The following is a 17,604-nucleotide window of genomic DNA, read 5'->3' as shown; positions in this document are numbered from 1 at the left end:
CAACGTGGAACCGCTGCGACCAATCTAACAGTTCCGAAAGAAACCGTTCTATGCGCCCGCCCCAACCGGTGGGCGCATATAATTATCGAGGTTCTTTCTATAAAGGAGACGCTATGCCGAATGTCCCCACGATCACCCCGGGCCCAGATGATACCGAGCGCACGCCCGAAGGTGCCACCGAAACGATTCCTCTGATTACAAACGTACATGCCGATAAGCAGAGCGGACGCGCGAACGATGCGACCGAGATTTCCGATGAAGAGGCATATGCCAAGCTCAAGGCAAAACGTGCCGAACATCGACGCAAAAAGCTCATCCGACGCGGCATTGCGGCCGGCGTCGTGGCCGCCATTGTGCTCATCGCCGTTGTCGTGACCTTAGCCATCAACGCACGGCCCGCAGGCAACAACGGGCCGGTGACCGACATGGTGACCGAGGGCACGTTTACCACAACGGTCGAGGCGAAAGGCCAGCTCAAACCCATTTCGTCCTCAGTGGTCTCCCCTTCTGTCGACGGTACGGTCGATTCGATCAACGTGCAGGCAGGCCAATCCGTCAACGAGGGCGACGTGCTTATGACCATTAAAAACGACGAGCTCGATCGCAACGTTGCCGAGGCGCAGCGTGCAGTTGCAGCCGCCCAGGAAGACCTCGCCAACGCGCAGAAAGCCGCAACCGCCGCGCAGACCACCCCAACGACGGACGTCGATGGAGCTTCCGCAGCGGCTGGCGTCTCCGCCGCATCAGCGGACACGAACGCCGTATCGGCCGCGCAGCGCAGCCTGGCATCGGCCCAGGCAAACCTCGACCAGGCGAACGCCAAGGCCGCCAGTCGCACGGTCACGGCCCCGAGCTCGGGTAGTATCGTGGAGCTCAACGCCAAGGTGGGCGCCACGGTAACAGGCGGCATGATCATGGGCGAAAGCGATACGAGCGGCGGCAAACAGTGCATGCAGATCGCCGACCTATCCAAGATGAAGGTGACCGTGCAGGTGGGCGAAAAGGACATCGCCAAGATCGCCGTTGGGCAGAGCGCCAACGTCACGTATCCCGCGTTTCCCGATATCGTGAGCCAGGGCACCGTCACGGCTATCGCCTCGGTGGCAAACTCTGACGCCGCCAACGGTGACGGCAGCAGCGTAACCTTTAACGTCGACATTCTCATAGAGGCGCCCGACGCGCGCCTGAAGCCGGGCATGACGGCCGAGGTATCAGTGGTGACCGAGCAGCTCGACGACGTGGTGATGGTGCCGACGATGGCGCTCATGACCGAAGACGGCGAACACTATTACGTCAACGTGGCGACTGATGACGAGGGCAAGCAAACCCGTCGCGTGAAGGTGACAGTCGTGACGCAAAACGACAACGAAGCCGTAGTCGGCAAGACACAGGTCAAGCGCGACGACCAGGGCAACGAGATCAACCCCAACGTGCCGGTTACCAAGTTGCGCGATGGCGACACCCTCGTCATGGACACCGGAGCGGACGCAACGGCTGACGGCGGCTACGGCGCGGATTCGGGCAGTATGTCTGCCGACGAGGGCATGTAATGCGTCCCGTTATCGACATCCGCAACGTGCACCGCATCTTTGAGAGCGAGGCAGGTTGCGCCCACATCCTGCATAACGTGAGCCTGGCGGTAAATCCCGGCGAGTTCGTCGCCATTACCGGCCCTTCGGGCTCGGGAAAATCAACGCTCATGAACATCCTAGGCTGCCTGGATAAGCCGACGGCGGGCGACTACTACCTGCAAGGGCTCAACGTGGCCGAGCTCGATGATGACGAGCTCACCGAAGTTCGCGCCCTGAGCATTGGCTTTGTCTTTCAGAGCTTCAACCTGCTGCCGCGCCTGTCGGTTATCGAAAATGTGATGCTGCCGCTGGCCTACACCAATGTGTCCCGTAGCCAGCGCGAAATGCGCGCCGTGCACGCGCTGCAGGCCGTCACGCTGCCCGTCGACCACTGGGACCACCGCATATCCGAGCTCTCGGGCGGCCAGATGCAGCGTGTCGCCATCGCGCGCGCCCTCGTCAATGACCCGCCCATCATCCTGGCCGATGAGCCAACGGGAAACCTAGACTCCGCCACCGGAGCGCTTGTGATGGAGACCTTCCATAAGCTCCAGAAGCGCGGCAAAACCATCGTGCTTATCACACACGACCCCGGCATCGCCGCCGAGGCCGACCGTGCCGTGACCATCCGCGACGGTCGCATTCACGACGGCGCGTATATTCCACATGCACCGCGGACCCTACGCAGCGCCGTAGATAGCCTGCCCATGATTTCCGCCCCCGCCAACCCGCCGAAAGGAGTGGTGGCATGAGCGCCCGCGATCTCATCCAGGAAGCCCTTCACTCGCTCGAAGCCAACAAGGGGCGCAGCCTGCTCACCATCCTGGGCATTGTCATCGGCATCGCCTCGGTAATCGCCATGACTTCGCTCATCGGCGGCATCCAAAACAGCCTGGTCAACAGTCTGGGTCTCAATGCGGCACGCATGGTGCAAATCTATTCGTCGCAAGAACTCACCGAGTCGGACATCGAGAAGCTTCAAAAACTGGTGCCGCAGATAGAGCAGATCGGCATTGTCGACAGCGCGTATACCGAGTACAAGACCGGCGATAAAAGCTATACCGTCATGGCACAAGGTGTCGATAGCGACATGCTAGACGCCGTGGGGGCCAGCAAGCTCGTTGCGGGGCGCACCTATTCCCAGGCCGAGTCCCAGTCAGGCTCGCGCGTGGCGCTCATCAGCCGCAACGGCGCCGATCAGCTTTACGGCAACGAACAGGATGCGCTGGGGAAAACCATCAAGGTGTCCAACGGCGAGGTGCAGATTGTAGGCGTGATAGATGGTGGCAGCGACTCCATGGGCTCGCTCACGCTGTATATGCCACGCGAAACCATCTCCGGCCTGTTTGGTGACGAGAATCCTTCATTCCCCAGCGTGACGGCACTTGCCGCCGAGGGCACGGACATGGATGAGCTCTGCAAGACCATCGAGTCCAAGGTGCACGCGATAAAGGGCATCGCGGAGGAGGATGAGTACGACAGTGTATCGGCGACATCCATGAAAAGCGCCATCGATGCACTCAACTCCTTTATGGGCGCGTTCTCGCTCATCATGGGTGCTGTCGCCAGCATCTCGCTGCTTGTCGGCGGTATCGGCATTATGAATATGATGCTCACCAACGTGACTGAGCGCATCCGCGAGATCGGCATCCGCCGCGCTCTGGGCGCCAGTCGTCGCGATATTACCGCCCAGTTTTTGGCCGAGTCCTCGGCGCTGTGCGTCACCGGCGGACTGTTGGGTGTCCTGATTGGCTATCTGCTGGCCTGGGCTCTTGCGATGTTTGCCTCCGGATCCGGGATTCTTGGCGAGCTCGGTGCCAGCGGGCAAATCACACCGAGTTTTTCAATCGCCACGGTGCTGCTGGCCTTCGCCGTCTCCGTCGGCATCGGCGTAATCTTTGGCTTCTACCCCGCTCGACGCGCGGCAAAGCTCAACCCGGTGGAGTGCCTACGCTACCAGTAAGTCACCACCAACAAGTTGCGGTGAATTAGGGACTGAATATGCTATCTAGCAGCAAAAACAGACACTATTTCACCGCAACTTATTGAAGGGCTGCTTGCGCCGGTTCCGGGCGTCGTCCTCGAGCTTTTGGCGGATGACGGGCTTGTACGGGTCGAGCTTGCTCGGGGCGCTCCTCCTCGCGGGCGAGAGGGCGCGCAGGCGTGGCGAGCGCCTAGCGCGCGAGCTCCCGTAAGAGCGCGTCTTCCACTTCCCGAAGCGAAAGGGCTCCGCCTCCCTCGGCGGGACGGGCGACCACGATACAGTGCGCTCCCACGCCGCGCGCGGAGGCGATCTTCTCGGCCGTGCCGCCTACGGTTCCCGAGTCCTTGGTCACAAGCCACTGGGCGCCCACCTGCCGAAGCATCGCCTCGTTGAGCTCGCGGGTGAAGGGCCCCTGCATGCCGATGACGTGCGACGGCGAGAACCCCGCGTCGATGCACTTCGTTATAGCACCGGGCAGCGGGAGCACACGCACGAAGAAGCGCTCCGCGAAATCGGCAACGCGTGTGTAGGGAGCAAGCTCCTTGCTCCCCGTCGTGAGAAGCGCGCGACCCGGGTTCTCGGAGAGAAAGCGCGCCGCACAGGCGATCGACGCGACCGACACGACGCCTTTGGGCAGCGCCTCGACCGGGCGCGCAAGGCGCAGGCATCGTGCACCCACAGCGAGCGAAGCGGCCCGGATGTTGCCGCTTGCGAGCGTAGCGAAGGGGTGCGTGGCGTCGACGACGATGCGCGCGCCGGAAAGCTCGCGCTCCATGTCGGCCTCGTCGAGCCTGCCCGCATGCACCTCGATGCCCGGAAGCTCGCCCAAAAGCTCGCCTCCGTACTCGGTTGCCGCGTAGGCACGGGCGGGGATGCCCGCCCCGCTCGCCCATTCGCACAGAAGGCGGCCCTCGGTGGTGCCGGCGAAGATGCGCAGCGCCGGCGCGGATGCGGGCGCCGTCACTTCGGGCCGCCTGGGCGCGTGATCTGGTAGAGCAGCGCGTTCATAATGGCGGCCGCCACGGTCGAGCCGCCCTTGCGACCCCTCGCGACGATGGCCGGCACGCGTCGCGCGAGTAGCTCCTCTTTCGCCTCGACCACGTTCACAAACCCGACCGGCACCCCAACGACGAGCGCGGGCGCGATCTTCCCCGCGTCCATGAGCTCAGCGAGGCGCAGAAGTGCTGTGGGAGCGTTGCCGACGGCCACGATGAACGGACCCTCGATGCCGCAAGCTTTGTCCATGCTCGCAACGGCGCGAGTCGTGCCCGCGGCGCGCGCAGCCGAGGCGACATCAGGGTCGGCCATGTAGCACACGGCCTTGCAGCCGAGCTTCGCGAGCGCGGGCTTGCTTATGCCTGCGAGCGCCATGTTCGTGTCGGTGAGCACCGTGGCCCCTGCGCGTAGTGCGTCGAGCGCACAGTGCGCGGCGTCATGGGTGAACACGAGTGAATCGGCGTACGAGAAGTCGGCAGTGGTGTGGATGACGCGCTTCACGACAGGCTCTTCGAGCGGCGGGAACGTCCGGCCGCCGAGCTCTTCGGTGATGATCTCGAAGCTGCGCCGCTCGATGTCGCCGGGCGCCATCTCCTTGGAATCCATCTAGTACTCCACTCCTTCCCTTGCACATATCCCCTGAGCGTAGGGGTGTTTCTCGCACCGCATCTCGGTTATGTAGTCGGCCTTGTCCACGATCTTGCGGGAAGGTGCGCGCCCGGTGAGCGCCACTTCGATGCCGCGCGCGGACATATCGAGCGCGCGGTCCACGAGTGCCTCGTCGACAAGCCCCTTCGAAAGTGCGTCGAGCGCCTCGTCGAGCACGAGCAGCCCCTCCTGCGCGCCCTCGAGCTCGGCGAGCGCGGAAGCGAGGTTCCCATCGTGCAGCTCGCGCGTCGCGACAAGTTCTTCCGACGTCATGGACCAGGTAAACTTGTCCGACGCCTTCCCCGCGAACACGGGCACGCCGAAATGCTCGGCGAGCAGGCGCACCTCCCCGCTTTCGCCGTCTTTCAGGAACTGCACGACGACGACGCGGCGGCCCGCGGCGAGCATGCGAAGGGCGAGGCCCATCGCCGCCGTGGTCTTGCCTTTGCCGTCGCCATGATACACGTGGATCATACGCCCTCCTCGATAATGCGGTAGACATACTCCATGTCGAGCGCCCCGCGCACGGAGTCGGCCAGGCGGTCGAACTCGCGCGCACGGTGATCGGCCGCGGACACCGCGCCCTCAGCACCCACGACGCTCTCGGGCAGGCCGCGCATGCGCGCGAGCGAGCGCGCGAGGGCGAGTGCCACCCCCGGTTCGTCGAACAGGCCGTGGAGATAGGTTCCGAACACGTTTCCGCAGGCCGCGCCTTCTGGTTTGCCGCCAATCGTGCCCGCAGGGGCGCAGGAGACGGTCGTTTCGCCGTCGTGAATCTCGTACCCGCGCGCCGTCATGCCGTTCCACACCGAGAACGCGCCTTGGGCACCCGTGATGCGCAGCTCCGACTGGGCGAGGTGCTTTTCTTCCTTGAACACCGTACTTGCAGGGATGAGCCCGAGCCCGCGCGCGGTGCCAACGCCTTCCCTGCCGTGCGGGTCGGAAAGCTCGTCTCCCAAAAGCTGGTAGCCTCCGCATATGCCGAGCACCGGCGTGCCCGCGCCCGAAAGCGCGCGTACACAGGCTCCGATGCCGCTAGCCGCAAGCCAGCGCGCGTCGTCAAGCGTGGTCTTCGAGCCGGGGAGCACCACAAGGTCGGGCCGGCCCAGATCGGTCGTCGAGGAAACGTAGCGCACGCCCACGCCGGGCACGCGCGAAAGCGGGTCGAAGTCGGTGAAGTTCGACAGGTGCGGAAGGCGCACGACGGCGACGTCGATGACGCCGCGCGCCTCGCGGGCAGATAGGCGCGGCGCAAGCGAGTCCTCGTCGTCCAGGTCGAGCTTAAGATACGGCACGACCCCCACGACGGGAACCCCGCACATCTTCTCGAGCGGGGCCAAACCCGGGCGCAGGATTTCCACATCGCCGCGGAACTTGTTCACCACAAGCCCCCGCAAAAGCGCGCGGTCCTCGGGCGCAAGGAGCGCGACCGTACCGTAGAGCTGGGCAAACACCCCGCCTGGGTCGATGTCGCCCGCGAGCAGCACGGGGGAGGACACGGCGCGCGCGAGCCCCATGTTGACGATGTCGTTTTCGGCAAGGTTGATTTCGACGGGGCTGCCGGCGCCCTCGATGACGATGACGTCGTTTTCCTCCGCGAGCGAATCGAACGCCTCCAAAATCTGCGGCATGAGCGCCTTCTTTCGCGCGAAGTAGTCCCTCGCAGCAAAGGCTCCCTGCGCCTTGCCGGCCACGATGAGCTGGCTTCGGTGGTCGCTTTCGGGCTTGAGCAGGATGGGGTTCATGCGCACGTCGGGCGCGATGCCGCACGCCTCGGCCTGCATGATCTGGGCGCGCCCCATCTCGAGCCCGTCGGCCGTGACACCGCTGTTGAGCGCCATGTTCTGGCTCTTGAAGGGAGCCACGCGCAGGCCGTCCTGCGAAAGCGCACGGCACAGCCCCGCCGCAAGCAGGCTCTTCCCCGCGTTCGACATGGTGCCCTGGATCATGATGGGCTTCGCCCTACCCACGGGTATCGACCTCCTTCTCCGAGCCTCGGCCATCCGCGCCCGCCATAGCGCCGCTGCAAGAAGCGCCGCCCCGTTCGTCGGGTTCGCCTTCGCCCGATGCGCCTTCCGCCCGAAGCGCGCGACTGAACGCCATCACAAGCCGGGCGTTCTCCTTGCGCGTGCGCACCGCGACGCGGCACCAGGAACGGGACAGTACCGAAAACGAGTCGCACGTGCGGACCAAAACCCCCTGTTTATACAGGCGCTCGGGGAAGTCTTTCGCCGGCGTGCGGACTAAAAGGAAGTTCGCATCCGACGGCACGACGGAAAGCCCGAGCGAGGAGAGCTCGTGGGAAAGCCACGCTCGCTCGCCCGCCAATACATCGCGCGTGCGCGAGACGTATTCGACGTCTTCCAGGGCGGCGATGCCCGCGGCCTCGGCGACCGAGGAGACGGGCCACGCCTGCCCCGCCCGGCGAATCCCCTCGATGAGTTGGGCGTTTCCACTGATCAGATATCCCAACCGCAACCCCGCCATTCCGTAGAGCTTGGTGAACGCGGAGAGCACGGCCACATGGCGCGAACACGCGGCGCGTGCGGCCACGCTCCTTTCGCGGGCGTCGGGCGCGAATCCGAGGAAGCACTCATCCACGACGAGCAGCGCGCCCGTCTGCTCGCAGCGGCAAGCCGCGGCATCGATCACGCGGGGGTCGACGAGGCGCCCCGTCGGGTTGTTCGGATTGCAGAGGTACGCCACGTCTCCCGGCCCCTCGATCGCGTGGGCGAAGGAGGCGGGCACGTCGAAGTCGTCCGCATCGGAGAGCGGGAACTCCTGCACGCATGCGCCGTAGTACGATGCCGCCTCCGCATATTCAGAGAACGTCGGCGCGCACACGACGAGGCGTTTCGGGCGCACCGCCGCGGCGAGCCGCCAGATGATATCGGACGCGCCCGCGCCGCAGACGATAGTATCTTCGGGAATGCCCTGGGCGCGCGCTAGGGCGCGAACAAGGGCGAGGCTTTCCCTATCGGGGTAGGCGTCGATTCGAGAAAGCGCCTTGCAGGCTGCGGCGACAGCGCGCGGCGAGGGGCCTGCCGGATTCACGTTCACCGAGAAATCGATGAAGTCGGAGGCGCCCCCTTCGCAAGCGATGCCAAGCGATTGCGCACTGCCCCCATGCGTACGGGCGCGCAGGATTCCCCCGGCAGCCCGGGACGCAGCGTGGTCTTCCCTCATGACATCGCCCCCACGGCGAGCACGACCGCCGCGCGCGCGGCGCCGAAGACGACGAGCGCGCATACGGACGCGGCGAGCATGAGCCTTGTCGCCCGGGCGATGTCGCCCCACTCGATTTCGCGGGATGCGTCGCCTATCGTCGGTTTCTCAACGAGCTTGCCGAAATACACCGCGGGTCCTGCCAGGCGCAGCCCGAGCGCGCCCGCACACGCTGACTCGGTCTGCGCCGAGTTGGGGCTCGCATGGCGACGCCTGTCGCGGCGCCAGATGCGCGCCGCCCCGCACGCGTCAAGCCCAACGATCGGGCACACGGCGATCATGAGCAGGGCCGATAAGCGCGAGGGAATCCAGTTCACCGCATCGTCGAGGCGCGCCGAGGCGCAGCCGAAGTCGATGTAGCGCTCGTTTTTGTAGCCCACCATGCTGTCGAGCGTGTTCACCGCCTTGTACGCCATGCCCAAGGGCGCACCCCCGATCATAAGGTAGAAAAGCGGCGCGATGACGCCGTCGCTCGCGTTCTCCGCCACCGTTTCCACGGCGGCGCGCGCGACGCCCTGCTCGTCGAGAACAGACGTGTCGCGTCCCACGATGAGCCCGACGGCTTCGCGCGCCGCGACAAGGCCGCCCTTCGAGAACGCGCGGGCCACGGCCAGGCTCTGGCGGCGCAGCTCGCATGTCGCGAGAATCTGATAGCTCGCCCATGCCTCGGCCACGAAGCGCAAGCCGGAGTGAACCATGCCGCAAAGATGTAGGATACCCCAGGTCAAAAGCCCACACGCAAGCGGAAGCGCCACGGCGAGCACAAGCCCTGCGGCACGCGTGCCCGCGGACGTTTGCGGGAATGCGCCCCGCAGGCGGCCTTCGGCCCATGTGATCGCGTGCCCCATGGCGACGACGGGATGGGGAAGCCAGCGCGGGTCGCCGAAGGCAAGGTCGGCCGCGAACCCGGCGGCGACGGCAAGAATCGTCATCACCGGGCATCGCCCCCCGAAGCGGGGCGAACGTCGCGAAGGCAGCGCCCATCCCAGGTGGCGGCCCATGCGCCGCCCGGCTCGGTATGCACGTCGAAGTATCCCATTTTCGGGACAGCTAGCTCGGAGAGCAGCGCTTTCACGGTACCCGCGTGAACGACGAAGACGGCGCGCCCACTCCCCTGGGCGCGCTCCGAATCGCACGCCTCCCGAAACGCCGCGACGACGCGGCGGGTGAAATCGCTCTTGCCCTCGCCATGCGGGCAGCGCGTCTCACACCAGGAGTCTACCCAGACGCGGTAACGCGCATCCTCTTTAAGCTCGGCGGCGCTTCGCCCCTCGAAGTCGCCGAAATCCATCTCGCGCAGACCGGGGCACGCCATAAGCTCCGCGTTCGGGAAGAGAATGCGTGCCGTCTGGTCGGTGCGGGCCATGCCGCTCGTGATAACACGGAACACGTCACGATCGCACGCGAGGTCGCGCAAAGCGCGCTCGCCCGCGCTCGACAGGGGCTCGTCGGTGCCCGCCCCGCTGTAGCGATGGTCTTCCGTGCCCGCCGTGGCACCATGGCGCACGAAGATGACTTCCAAAGGCGCGCCTGCGCCCTGCGTCCCTCGAGGCGCATCGGCAAGGTTTCCTTTGATGACCTGGGGAATCCCGCACGTCATGCGCACGACGACGTCGGCGCGCGCAGCGAGCGCGCATCCCAGGCGCCCCGCACGCTCGCGCCATTGGGCGTCTTCCGCACGCATGGGGACGACCCCCGAGCCCACCAAGGACAGAATCACTGCGTCGAAGCCGATCAGCCGCTCGAGCGCCCGGTCAGCGTCGAGCGCGCGTACGAGTTCCTCAGCACGGTACGCGACGCGGCCGGCAAAAGCCGCGGGCACGCCGCCCTCCGCAAGCTGCGCCGCGTCGACGAAATCGTCCGCCGCGAACCCGAGCTTTTCGCGCGCGAAGGTCCTCTTCCCCGAATGCGCGCCACCTACCACGAGCATCATAGGAGCATACCCCCCGCCACCAGCATGGCAAGCATCGCGAGCTCGGCCCATTGCAGAAACCATCCGGCCAAATCCCCCGTCACCCCGCCGAAGCGGGACAGGGCAACATGACGGTACCACGCGAGCGCCAAAAGCCCCGCCACCGCCATAAGGGCGCCGACGGCCCGAGCGCACGCGACCATCCCTGCAGCCGAAGCCGCAGCGAAAGCGCAAAGCGGCACGACGATCGCCGCGCGCTTCTTAGCAGGCGAGAGTCCCGCGGCCATGCCGTCCGCCCGCGCGGCAGGCCAGCATTCTACGGCGAGCCCCGAAAGCGCGCGGGAGAACACGAGCGAGCACAGAAGCGCGAGGAACGCCCCCGCCGTAAGCGGCAGCGCGGTGAACAGGGAAAACTGCAGAATAAGGTACATGACAACACCGATGACCCCGAAGGCGCCTGCCCGCGGGTCGTGCATGATCTCGAGCTTTCGCTCGCGCGGGGTCCAACTTGCAAGCGCATCGGAGGTGTCGCAGAGCCCGTCTAGGTGAATGCCTCCCGTCACCGCCACAGGCAGCGCCACGAGCACAGCCGCGACGATGGTCGCGGGCACGCCGAGCAGGTTCGCCACGTGCCCCCACGCCGTCATGAGGAAGCCTTCCGCAAGGCCCACCAGGGGAAACGCGGCAAGCGCATGGGTTGATCCGAAATCGGTCCAGGCCGATTTCGGGACGGGGATGCGCGAGAACGTTCCGAACGCCGCGCCGATTGCCTCTGCTATCTTCACCTTGTAGGTCCTTCGCCTTTCATCCACACGGGAATCCCGCATACCACTTCGACTGCGCGGTCGGCCAGCGCCGCCACGCCCGCGTTCACGCGCGCGAGCGCGCGCCTCCATGCCTCGGTCCCCTCATCGTAGCGCATCCCATCGGCGAACACGTCGACGGTGACCACCACCGTATACGCAGCGGCCTGAGCGAGCCGTTCGATGCCTCCGAGCACCTCGCGCGCCGCAGCGTCGGGGTCACGTGGGGACAAGCCGCCTTCCGCGAAAAGCTCGTTTGCAACCAGGTTGCCCACGTCCTCCAAAAGAAGCGTGCAGCCGCGCGGAAGCCCGGACACTGCGGCGCCCACGTCACGCGTGCGCTCGAGGGTGGAAAACCCCTTGCCCTCGCGCAGCGCCCGATGGCGCGCGATGCGGCGGGCGCCCTCTTCCCCGAAGGGCTCCATCGTTGCCAGGTACACGCGAGGGCCATCGTGCCCGAGGCACAGGGACTCGGCGTAGGCGCTCTTGCCGCTCGCGGCGGCGCCGATGACGAGCGTCACCGTCATTTCCCGGCCTCGAAATGCTCGTAAGCAGCCATGCCAGTCGCCGTGAACGTCTTCCCATCCCGGTACACGCGCAGCGCCGAATCCAGAAGGGGCAGATACGCCATGGCGCCCGCGCCCTCGCCCAAGTGCATGCCTGCGTCGAGGGGTGCCTTAATGCCGATCTCGCGAAGGAGCTCCTGGCTTGCGGGTTCGCTTGATGCGTGGGTGCCCACGAGGTAGCCCAAGGCGTTAGGGCAAAGGCGCGCCGCGCACAGGGCCGCCGTGCAGGATATGACCCCGTCGAGGAGCGCCGGCGCCTTCGAGGCCGCGGCCCCCAGGTAGAAGCCGCACATCGCCGCGATGTCGAAGCCGCCCACCTTCGAGAGCACGTCGATCGGGTCGGCGGGATCGGGAGAGTTCGCGTCGATAGCGCGCTCGACCACGTCGCGCTTGCGCGCGAACGAGGCGTCCGAGAGCCCCGCGCCGCGCCCGACGAGGCTCCGTGCGTCCGCCCGGAGGAGCACTGCGGCCACCGCCGCCGAGGTGGTCGTGTTGCCGATGCCCATCTCGCCCGCGGCGAGAAGGCGCACGCCGGCGCGGGCAAGCCCGCACGCGACGGCGATTCCGACTTCGATCGCGCGCACGGCCCCATCGCGAGACATAGCGGAACCGTGCGCGATATTACCGCTCCCCCGCCGCACGTTCGCGAGCACCATGCGCGCGTCTTCTATGCCCCGGGCCATACCCACGTCGACGGGCACGACCTCGGCACCCGCGAACGCCGCCATGCGGCAGGCACTCGTGGCCCCCTCGCACATGTTGCGCGCGACGGCTCGCGTCACGTCTTGTCCGCTTTGCGACACGCCTTCGGCAACGACCCCATTGTCGGAGAAGAATACCGCGAGCGCACGGGGAAACTCGGCCACCTCGGCGCTCCCCTGAGCTGCGGCGATACACGCGACGGCGTCTTCAAAGTCGCCCAATCCCCCCAAGGGGTGCGCGATGGAGTCCCACGCGGCGTACGCGGCGGCGCGGGCGCACTCGTCTGCGGGCGCGATCCGGGAGAGCGCGGCTTCGAGCACGGCGCCCGGCGCCGACGAGAACGCGCGCTCGACTTCCTCGCGGATGCAGGCAAGCGCGGTTTCGGTTGCTTCAGCCATGCCGTCTCCTCTCTGCGAACGACGCTGCGGCAGATGCAAACGCGCGCACAACGTCGGGGTTCGCAGGATAGTACACATGCGGGAAGCCCGCAACCAGGGACGGGGTGGTCGTCATGCACGGCCAGCCCTTGTCGCGCCGGGGCTTCTGCGCCCAGAAGTCGCCGCCCGGGCAGGTGGACTGCCAGTAGTGGAACTCGTGCGCGCGGATGCGTGTGCCGCGCGGCCCGTAGAGCCCGTCGCGTTGAGAAGTGAGCTCCACGTACCCGAAATGGGACAGCCTTCCCCCGTTCTCGCTTGCGCCCTCAAGGGCGCCCGCAACAGGCCAGCGCCGCCCCTCGCTATCGGCGATTTCGCGCTGCAGATACAGAAACCCACCGCATTCGGCGACCGTCGGCATGCCGGATTCCACCGCGCGCCGCACCGCCTCGCGCATCGGCGCGTTCTCGGAGAGCTGCCGCGCATGGAGCTCCGGGTAGCCGCCCCCCAGATAGAGGGCGCTTGTCCCCCGGGGCAACTCGCTATCACACAGAGGGCTGAAAAAGGCCAGCTCGCAACCCAGGTCCTCGAGCGCGCGCAGGTTCTCCTCGTAGTAGAACGAGAACGCCTCGTCACGCGCGACGGCGACGATGGGCCGCGCTCCCGCGATCGGCTCCAACCGGTATGGTTCCTCGCGGATATCGGGTGCCGTCGCCGCTATTTCGAGCAAGCGGTCGACGTCGACGCTCTTTTCCACCAGCTCGGCCATCTTGTCGATGCGCGCGGAGAGCTGCTTGACTTCGTCGGCGGTCACAAGCCCCAGATGCCGGCTTTCGAGCGAGAACGCCTCGTCGGCGGGGATATTACCCAAAACCGCGACGCCCGTGTGCTTCTCGATCGCAGGCTTCGCGTAGGCGCAGGCAGCGGCGCTCGTCTTGTTCAGCACGACGCCGCGCACGTTCGCACAAGGCAGGAACTCGGCGATGCCGCGGATTACGGCGGCGAGCGATAAAGACGCCCCGCGCCCGTTCACCACTAAAACGACCGGCGTTTCCGTGTCGCGCGCAACCTGGTAGCTGCTCGCGTAGGCCACGCCGGGCGCCATGCCGTCGTAGAAGCCCATGACCCCCTCGAGCACCGCGACATCCGCGCCCGCGGCGCCGCGTGCGAGCAGGGCGCGCAGCGTCGGGGCGTCGGTGAAGAAACCGTCTAAGTTGCCCGAGCGCGCACCCACGACGCGGCGATGAAAGAGCGGGTCAATGTAGTCGGGGCCGCATTTGAAGGCCGCGCATGCAAGGCCGCGGCGCGCGAGCGCGCGCAGGAGCGCACACGTTACGACCGTCTTGCCGCTCCCGCTCGAGGGCGCAGCGACCATGAAGCGCGGGATGGACGTGCTCACCGGGCACCGCCTTCCCCACCTGCACCACGCGCGCTGACGAGGAACACGGGGTTTTGCGCCTTCATAAGATGATGCGAGCCTACAGCCTCGGCACGGGCGGCCGACACCTGGCACGCCTCGAACCCCTTAAAGCGCGAACCCGAGAGGAGCGCGCACGCCTCAGTGAGTGTCTCAATGGTGACGCATGGCACACACAGGCGAACCTGCGAATTCTTCTCGAGCGCCGCCTCCACGATGGAGGGAAGCTCGCCCGCGCTCCCGCCGACGAACACGGCGTCGGGGACGGGCAGTTTCGCGAGCGCTTCGGGAGCGACGCCGGGGACCGCATACACGTTGCCGCACCCGAATGCATCCGCGTTCTCTCGGATGAGCCGCACGCCGGTCGCGTTGCGCTCGACCGCCCATACCGACCCCGCTCGCGCGACGAGCGCCGCCTCGATCGACACGCTCCCCGTGCCGGCGCCGACGTCCCACACGGTGTCGGTCGCGGTAAGGCGCAGCTTCGCGAGCGCGACGGCTCGCACCTCCTGCTTGGTCATGGGAACGTCACCGCGGATGAAGAGCTCGTCGGGAATGCCCGAGGAAGCGTACGGCCAGCGGGAGCTCGCGGCGCGGGATGCGCCCGCAGAGTCCACCACGGAAGAAGTCGCCGCGGGCGCAGACGCGCCGGCCGGCGCCTCGGAGGCTGCGCTAGAGCCCGCAGGCGACCCGGCGCCGCCTGCGAAATCGATAAGCATCACGTTCAAGTCGTCGAACGTCTGACCTGCGATTTCACTTGCGGTCGCACAGATGATGCGCTCGTCGGGGTACGACAGGCGCTCGGCCACCGTCACGCGCGCGTCCCCGAAGCCCGCCTGCACAAGCTCGCCGGAAAGCCGCGAGGGGTCTTCCCCGCCCGACGTGACGAGGAAGAGCTCACCTGCGCGCTCGCCCTCGGCCACGATGTCGCACGCCACGCCGTGAGCGCTCGCAAAGCGCCAATCCTGCCATGGACGCGCGAGGCGCGCGGCGAGATACGACGCTGAGCTTATGCCGGGAATGACGCGCACGTCCACCTGCGCGTTGCCGGAGAGCGCCTCCACCAGGCGGCGCGCGCCGCTGAACAGCCCCACATCGCCCGTCATCACGACCACGGCGCGCTGCCACGACGCCGCATCGGTGAGCGCGGCGACGATGTCCGCCGTCTTCACGAGCTCGCATCTCACCACGTCGGGCGGCACGTCGATGCCGGCAAGCGCGCGATGAGCGCCGATGACCACATCGGCGATGTCGATCGCGTCGAGCGCCGCGCGCGAGAGCAAGTCGGGGTTTCCGGGCCCCGCCCCGATGATCGTTACCTTTCGCATGGAATCTCCCGATACCCGCGCGGCGTGACCATACGGCCGCCTACGAGCTTCGTGTCCGCGTTGCCGACGAACACGGTGGTGAACATGTCGGCGTCGATCTCCCCCAGCTCGGAGAGCCTGCACATGCCCGACTGCTGCCCCTCGCGCCCGATGTTGCGTACCCAGCCGCAGAGCGTGTCGGGGGCCTTCCATTCGAGCATAATCTTCGCCGCGCGTGAGAGCCTGTCGGCGCGCTTTCTGCTGCGCGGGTTGTACAAACAGATGCAGAAGTCGGCGCTCGCCACGGCGGCGAGCCTGCGCTCGATGACCTCCCACGGCGTGAGCAGGTCGGAGAGCGACACGACCGCGAAGTCGTGGGCAAGCGGGGCGCCGAGCACCGCCGACCCGCTCTGAGCCGCGGTGGCCCCGGCGATAACTTCCACGTCTACATCGGGGTAGTCCTCCGCAAGCTCCAGCACGGGGCTCGCCATGCCGTACACGCCCGCGTCACCGCTGCACACGAGCGCCACGGCTTCTCCGCTCTGCGCGCGCGAAAGCGCCAGGCGGCACCGTTCGACCTCGTGCATCATCGGCGTCGCGAGATGCGCCGCGTCGGGCACGGCGGCGAGCGCGAGCTCCACGTATTTCGTGTACCCCACAACGATGTCGGCCGCCTCGAGCGCGCGCCGGGCCGCAATCGTCATGCCGTCGGGGCCGCCCGGGCCGATCCCCACCACGAAGAGCTTTCCCATCACCGCTCCTTAAACGATAGTTCGATAGTTACCTTGGAAAACGCGACGGTCACGCCGCCATGAGCGAGCTTCGGGAAGATAAGTTTGCCCCCGTCCGCGAGCGCCGCGCGCTCGCACACGTTGTCAACCCCCACCGTCGCGCGCACGAAATCAGATGGCGAAACGCTGCCTTCGACTTGCGACAACTCATCTGCGGAATACGTCGCAAGCGGAATGTTGCGCGCGCGGCAGAAGGCGAGCAGACCCTCCTCGTGCGCCTTCACGTCAATCGTCGCCGCCTTGCGCACGGCCGAAGGCGAGATACCCGCCTGCCCGCACGCGAGAAGAAACGCCTCCTCGATCGCTTCGGCGCACGCACCGCGACGGCACCCAATGCCCGCAACGATGCAGGGCACGACAAGGCGAAGCGGCTCGGGCGCAGGCGCCTGCGCCCGCACGCCCGCCGGCTTCCCCGTCTCACCGGCGGGCACGACCTTGCCCGTTGTCTCCGCCACGCGAACGGACGCACCTTCATTCGCGCCAGCAAACGGCGACACGACGATATCGGCCCGAGCGCGGTCGGACGCAATGTCAACTCCCTCAGGCGGTTGTCCCGAAATCGGCATGTCGGAATAGAGCGCCACGCGCCCGCCAGAAAGCAGCCGCGCCGACACTCGCTTGATGGCCTCGGGATTCGAAACGGGGAGCCCCGCACAGCGCGCCCACGTATCCACCGCCCACACGCCGCGGACGTCGGTCGCCGTGGTGATGACGGGGATGGCCCCTGCCGCGCGTGCCACAGTTTGCGCAAGCTCGTTCGCACCGCCCAAATGCCCCGACAAAAGCGGGACGGCAAAGCGCCCCGCCTCGTCGATCGCCACAACCGCGGGATCGTTTACCTTCGAGGCGACATGCGGCGCGATCGCCCGCACGGCGATGCCCGCCGCGCCCACGAACAGAAGCGCGTCCGACGCTTCCCACGTGAGCGCCGTCCATGCGCGCAGGTCGGCCTTCCCCTCGCCGAACCCGCGCGAAACGGAAACGTCCCAGCCAGGGTCATCTTCACCTGTCTGCGCGCAATCGGAAAGCGCGCGTGCGGTGCGCTCCGCCAACGCATACCCCCTCTCAGTGAACGCTATGCAGGAAACCCTCATCTAGCGCACCACCATCGTCGAGAAGTAGCTGCCCCGATCGGGCACATCGTCGAGCGAGCGGTACACGCGCTCGCCCGGAAGCCCACAGTCCTCTACGAGCTCGGCACCGTCGAAGGTGCCCTCCTCGCGAAGGATACGCTTCGTGTCCGCAAGCGAGCGGCGCGCCTTCATAGCCACCTTCGTCCCTGGCCAGCCGATTGCGCGGCCCACCCCA

The 17,604-nt window shown here is 66.8% G+C and carries 18 protein-coding genes; 3 read left to right on the top strand and 15 right to left on the bottom strand.

What is annotated here, in order from left to right:
- The first annotated feature begins 113 nt into the window (after positions 1 to 113).
- Genes DWZ01_RS01265 through DWZ01_RS01255 form a run of 3 tightly spaced genes read left to right on the top strand, consistent with a single transcriptional unit; the run spans position 114 to position 3,534 of the window.
- Positions 114 to 1,550, top strand: coding sequence for an efflux RND transporter periplasmic adaptor subunit (locus DWZ01_RS01265; RefSeq protein ID WP_158556886.1), 1,437 nt, complete (start codon positions 114 to 116; stop codon positions 1,548 to 1,550).
- Positions 1,550 to 2,323 carry an ABC transporter ATP-binding protein gene (locus DWZ01_RS01260; RefSeq protein WP_117769643.1) on the top strand — a complete coding sequence of 258 codons (774 nt, stop codon included), beginning with the start codon at positions 1,550 to 1,552 and terminating at the stop codon, positions 2,321 to 2,323. The genes DWZ01_RS01265 and DWZ01_RS01260 overlap by 1 nt, the downstream gene beginning before the upstream one ends.
- Positions 2,320 to 3,534 (top strand): ABC transporter permease, encoded by a 1,215-nt coding sequence (locus DWZ01_RS01255; protein WP_117769642.1) that lies wholly within the window; start codon positions 2,320 to 2,322, stop codon positions 3,532 to 3,534. The genes DWZ01_RS01260 and DWZ01_RS01255 overlap by 4 nt, the downstream gene beginning before the upstream one ends.
- 211 nt (positions 3,535 to 3,745) lie before the next feature.
- Here DWZ01_RS01255 and cobK read toward each other — a convergent pair whose 3' ends face one another.
- Genes cobK through DWZ01_RS01180 form a run of 15 tightly spaced genes read right to left on the bottom strand, consistent with a single transcriptional unit; the run spans position 3,746 to position 17,561 of the window.
- Entirely contained in the window at positions 3,746 to 4,519 is a 774-nt protein-coding gene (gene cobK, locus DWZ01_RS01250) for a precorrin-6A reductase (protein WP_117769641.1), read from the bottom strand.
- Positions 4,516 to 5,157, bottom strand: coding sequence for a precorrin-8X methylmutase (locus tag DWZ01_RS01245; protein WP_117769640.1), 642 nt, complete (start codon positions 5,155 to 5,157; stop codon positions 4,516 to 4,518). The genes cobK and DWZ01_RS01245 overlap by 4 nt, the downstream gene beginning before the upstream one ends.
- Positions 5,158 to 5,673, bottom strand: coding sequence for a cob(I)yrinic acid a,c-diamide adenosyltransferase (locus tag DWZ01_RS01240; RefSeq protein WP_117769639.1), 516 nt, complete (start codon positions 5,671 to 5,673; stop codon positions 5,158 to 5,160).
- The gene (locus DWZ01_RS01235) at positions 5,670 to 7,169 is read right to left on the bottom strand and encodes a cobyric acid synthase (protein ID WP_233504587.1); all 1,500 of its coding nucleotides are present in this window, start codon (positions 7,167 to 7,169) and stop codon (positions 5,670 to 5,672) included. The genes DWZ01_RS01240 and DWZ01_RS01235 overlap by 4 nt, the downstream gene beginning before the upstream one ends.
- A complete protein-coding gene (locus DWZ01_RS01230) occupies positions 7,162 to 8,385 on the bottom strand; it encodes a histidinol-phosphate transaminase (protein ID WP_158556967.1) in 1,224 nt (407 codons plus the stop codon). Before DWZ01_RS01230 ends, DWZ01_RS01235 begins: the two co-directional genes overlap by 8 nt.
- Entirely contained in the window at positions 8,382 to 9,356 is a 975-nt protein-coding gene (gene cbiB, locus DWZ01_RS01225; protein WP_117769636.1) for an adenosylcobinamide-phosphate synthase CbiB, read from the bottom strand. The genes DWZ01_RS01230 and cbiB overlap by 4 nt, the downstream gene beginning before the upstream one ends.
- The gene (locus DWZ01_RS01220; protein WP_117769635.1) at positions 9,356 to 10,357 is read right to left on the bottom strand and encodes a histidine phosphatase family protein; all 1,002 of its coding nucleotides are present in this window, start codon (positions 10,355 to 10,357) and stop codon (positions 9,356 to 9,358) included. Before DWZ01_RS01220 ends, cbiB begins: the two co-directional genes overlap by 1 nt.
- Positions 10,354 to 11,163: an adenosylcobinamide-GDP ribazoletransferase gene (locus DWZ01_RS01215; protein WP_233506151.1), complete on the bottom strand. Its 810-nt coding sequence runs from the start codon at positions 11,161 to 11,163 to the stop codon at positions 10,354 to 10,356. The genes DWZ01_RS01220 and DWZ01_RS01215 overlap by 4 nt, the downstream gene beginning before the upstream one ends.
- Complete coding sequence (locus tag DWZ01_RS01210; RefSeq protein ID WP_035138231.1) at positions 11,118 to 11,666, bottom strand: bifunctional adenosylcobinamide kinase/adenosylcobinamide-phosphate guanylyltransferase; 549 nt, start codon at positions 11,664 to 11,666, stop codon at positions 11,118 to 11,120. Before DWZ01_RS01210 ends, DWZ01_RS01215 begins: the two co-directional genes overlap by 46 nt.
- Positions 11,663 to 12,805, bottom strand: a complete 1,143-nt coding sequence (locus DWZ01_RS01205; RefSeq protein WP_084591835.1) for a nicotinate-nucleotide--dimethylbenzimidazole phosphoribosyltransferase — start codon at positions 12,803 to 12,805, stop codon at positions 11,663 to 11,665. Before DWZ01_RS01205 ends, DWZ01_RS01210 begins: the two co-directional genes overlap by 4 nt.
- On the bottom strand, positions 12,798 to 14,180 hold the full coding sequence (locus tag DWZ01_RS01200; RefSeq protein WP_233504586.1) for a cobyrinate a,c-diamide synthase: 1,383 nt from the start codon (positions 14,178 to 14,180) through the stop codon (positions 12,798 to 12,800). The genes DWZ01_RS01205 and DWZ01_RS01200 overlap by 8 nt, the downstream gene beginning before the upstream one ends.
- Positions 14,177 to 15,526 carry a precorrin-6y C5,15-methyltransferase (decarboxylating) subunit CbiE gene (gene cbiE / locus DWZ01_RS01195; protein ID WP_117769634.1) on the bottom strand — a complete coding sequence of 450 codons (1,350 nt, stop codon included), beginning with the start codon at positions 15,524 to 15,526 and terminating at the stop codon, positions 14,177 to 14,179. The genes DWZ01_RS01200 and cbiE overlap by 4 nt, the downstream gene beginning before the upstream one ends.
- Complete coding sequence (cobJ, locus tag DWZ01_RS01190) at positions 15,514 to 16,257, bottom strand: precorrin-3B C(17)-methyltransferase (RefSeq protein WP_117769633.1); 744 nt, start codon at positions 16,255 to 16,257, stop codon at positions 15,514 to 15,516. The genes cbiE and cobJ overlap by 13 nt, the downstream gene beginning before the upstream one ends.
- On the bottom strand, positions 16,257 to 17,348 hold the full coding sequence (locus DWZ01_RS01185; RefSeq protein ID WP_233506150.1) for a cobalt-precorrin 5A hydrolase: 1,092 nt from the start codon (positions 17,346 to 17,348) through the stop codon (positions 16,257 to 16,259). Before DWZ01_RS01185 ends, cobJ begins: the two co-directional genes overlap by 1 nt.
- A gap of 42 nt (positions 17,349 to 17,390) precedes the next feature.
- Complete coding sequence (locus DWZ01_RS01180; protein ID WP_199411341.1) at positions 17,391 to 17,561, bottom strand: hypothetical protein; 171 nt, start codon at positions 17,559 to 17,561, stop codon at positions 17,391 to 17,393.
- Positions 17,562 to 17,604 lie beyond the last annotated feature (43 nt).

Origin of the sequence: Collinsella sp. AF28-5AC (assembly GCF_003457875.1) — a bacterium.
Classification (GTDB): domain Bacteria; phylum Actinomycetota; class Coriobacteriia; order Coriobacteriales; family Coriobacteriaceae; genus Collinsella.
The sequence above is the reverse complement of the archived record's forward strand: the minus strand, read 5'-3'. Positions and strand labels throughout refer to the sequence as shown.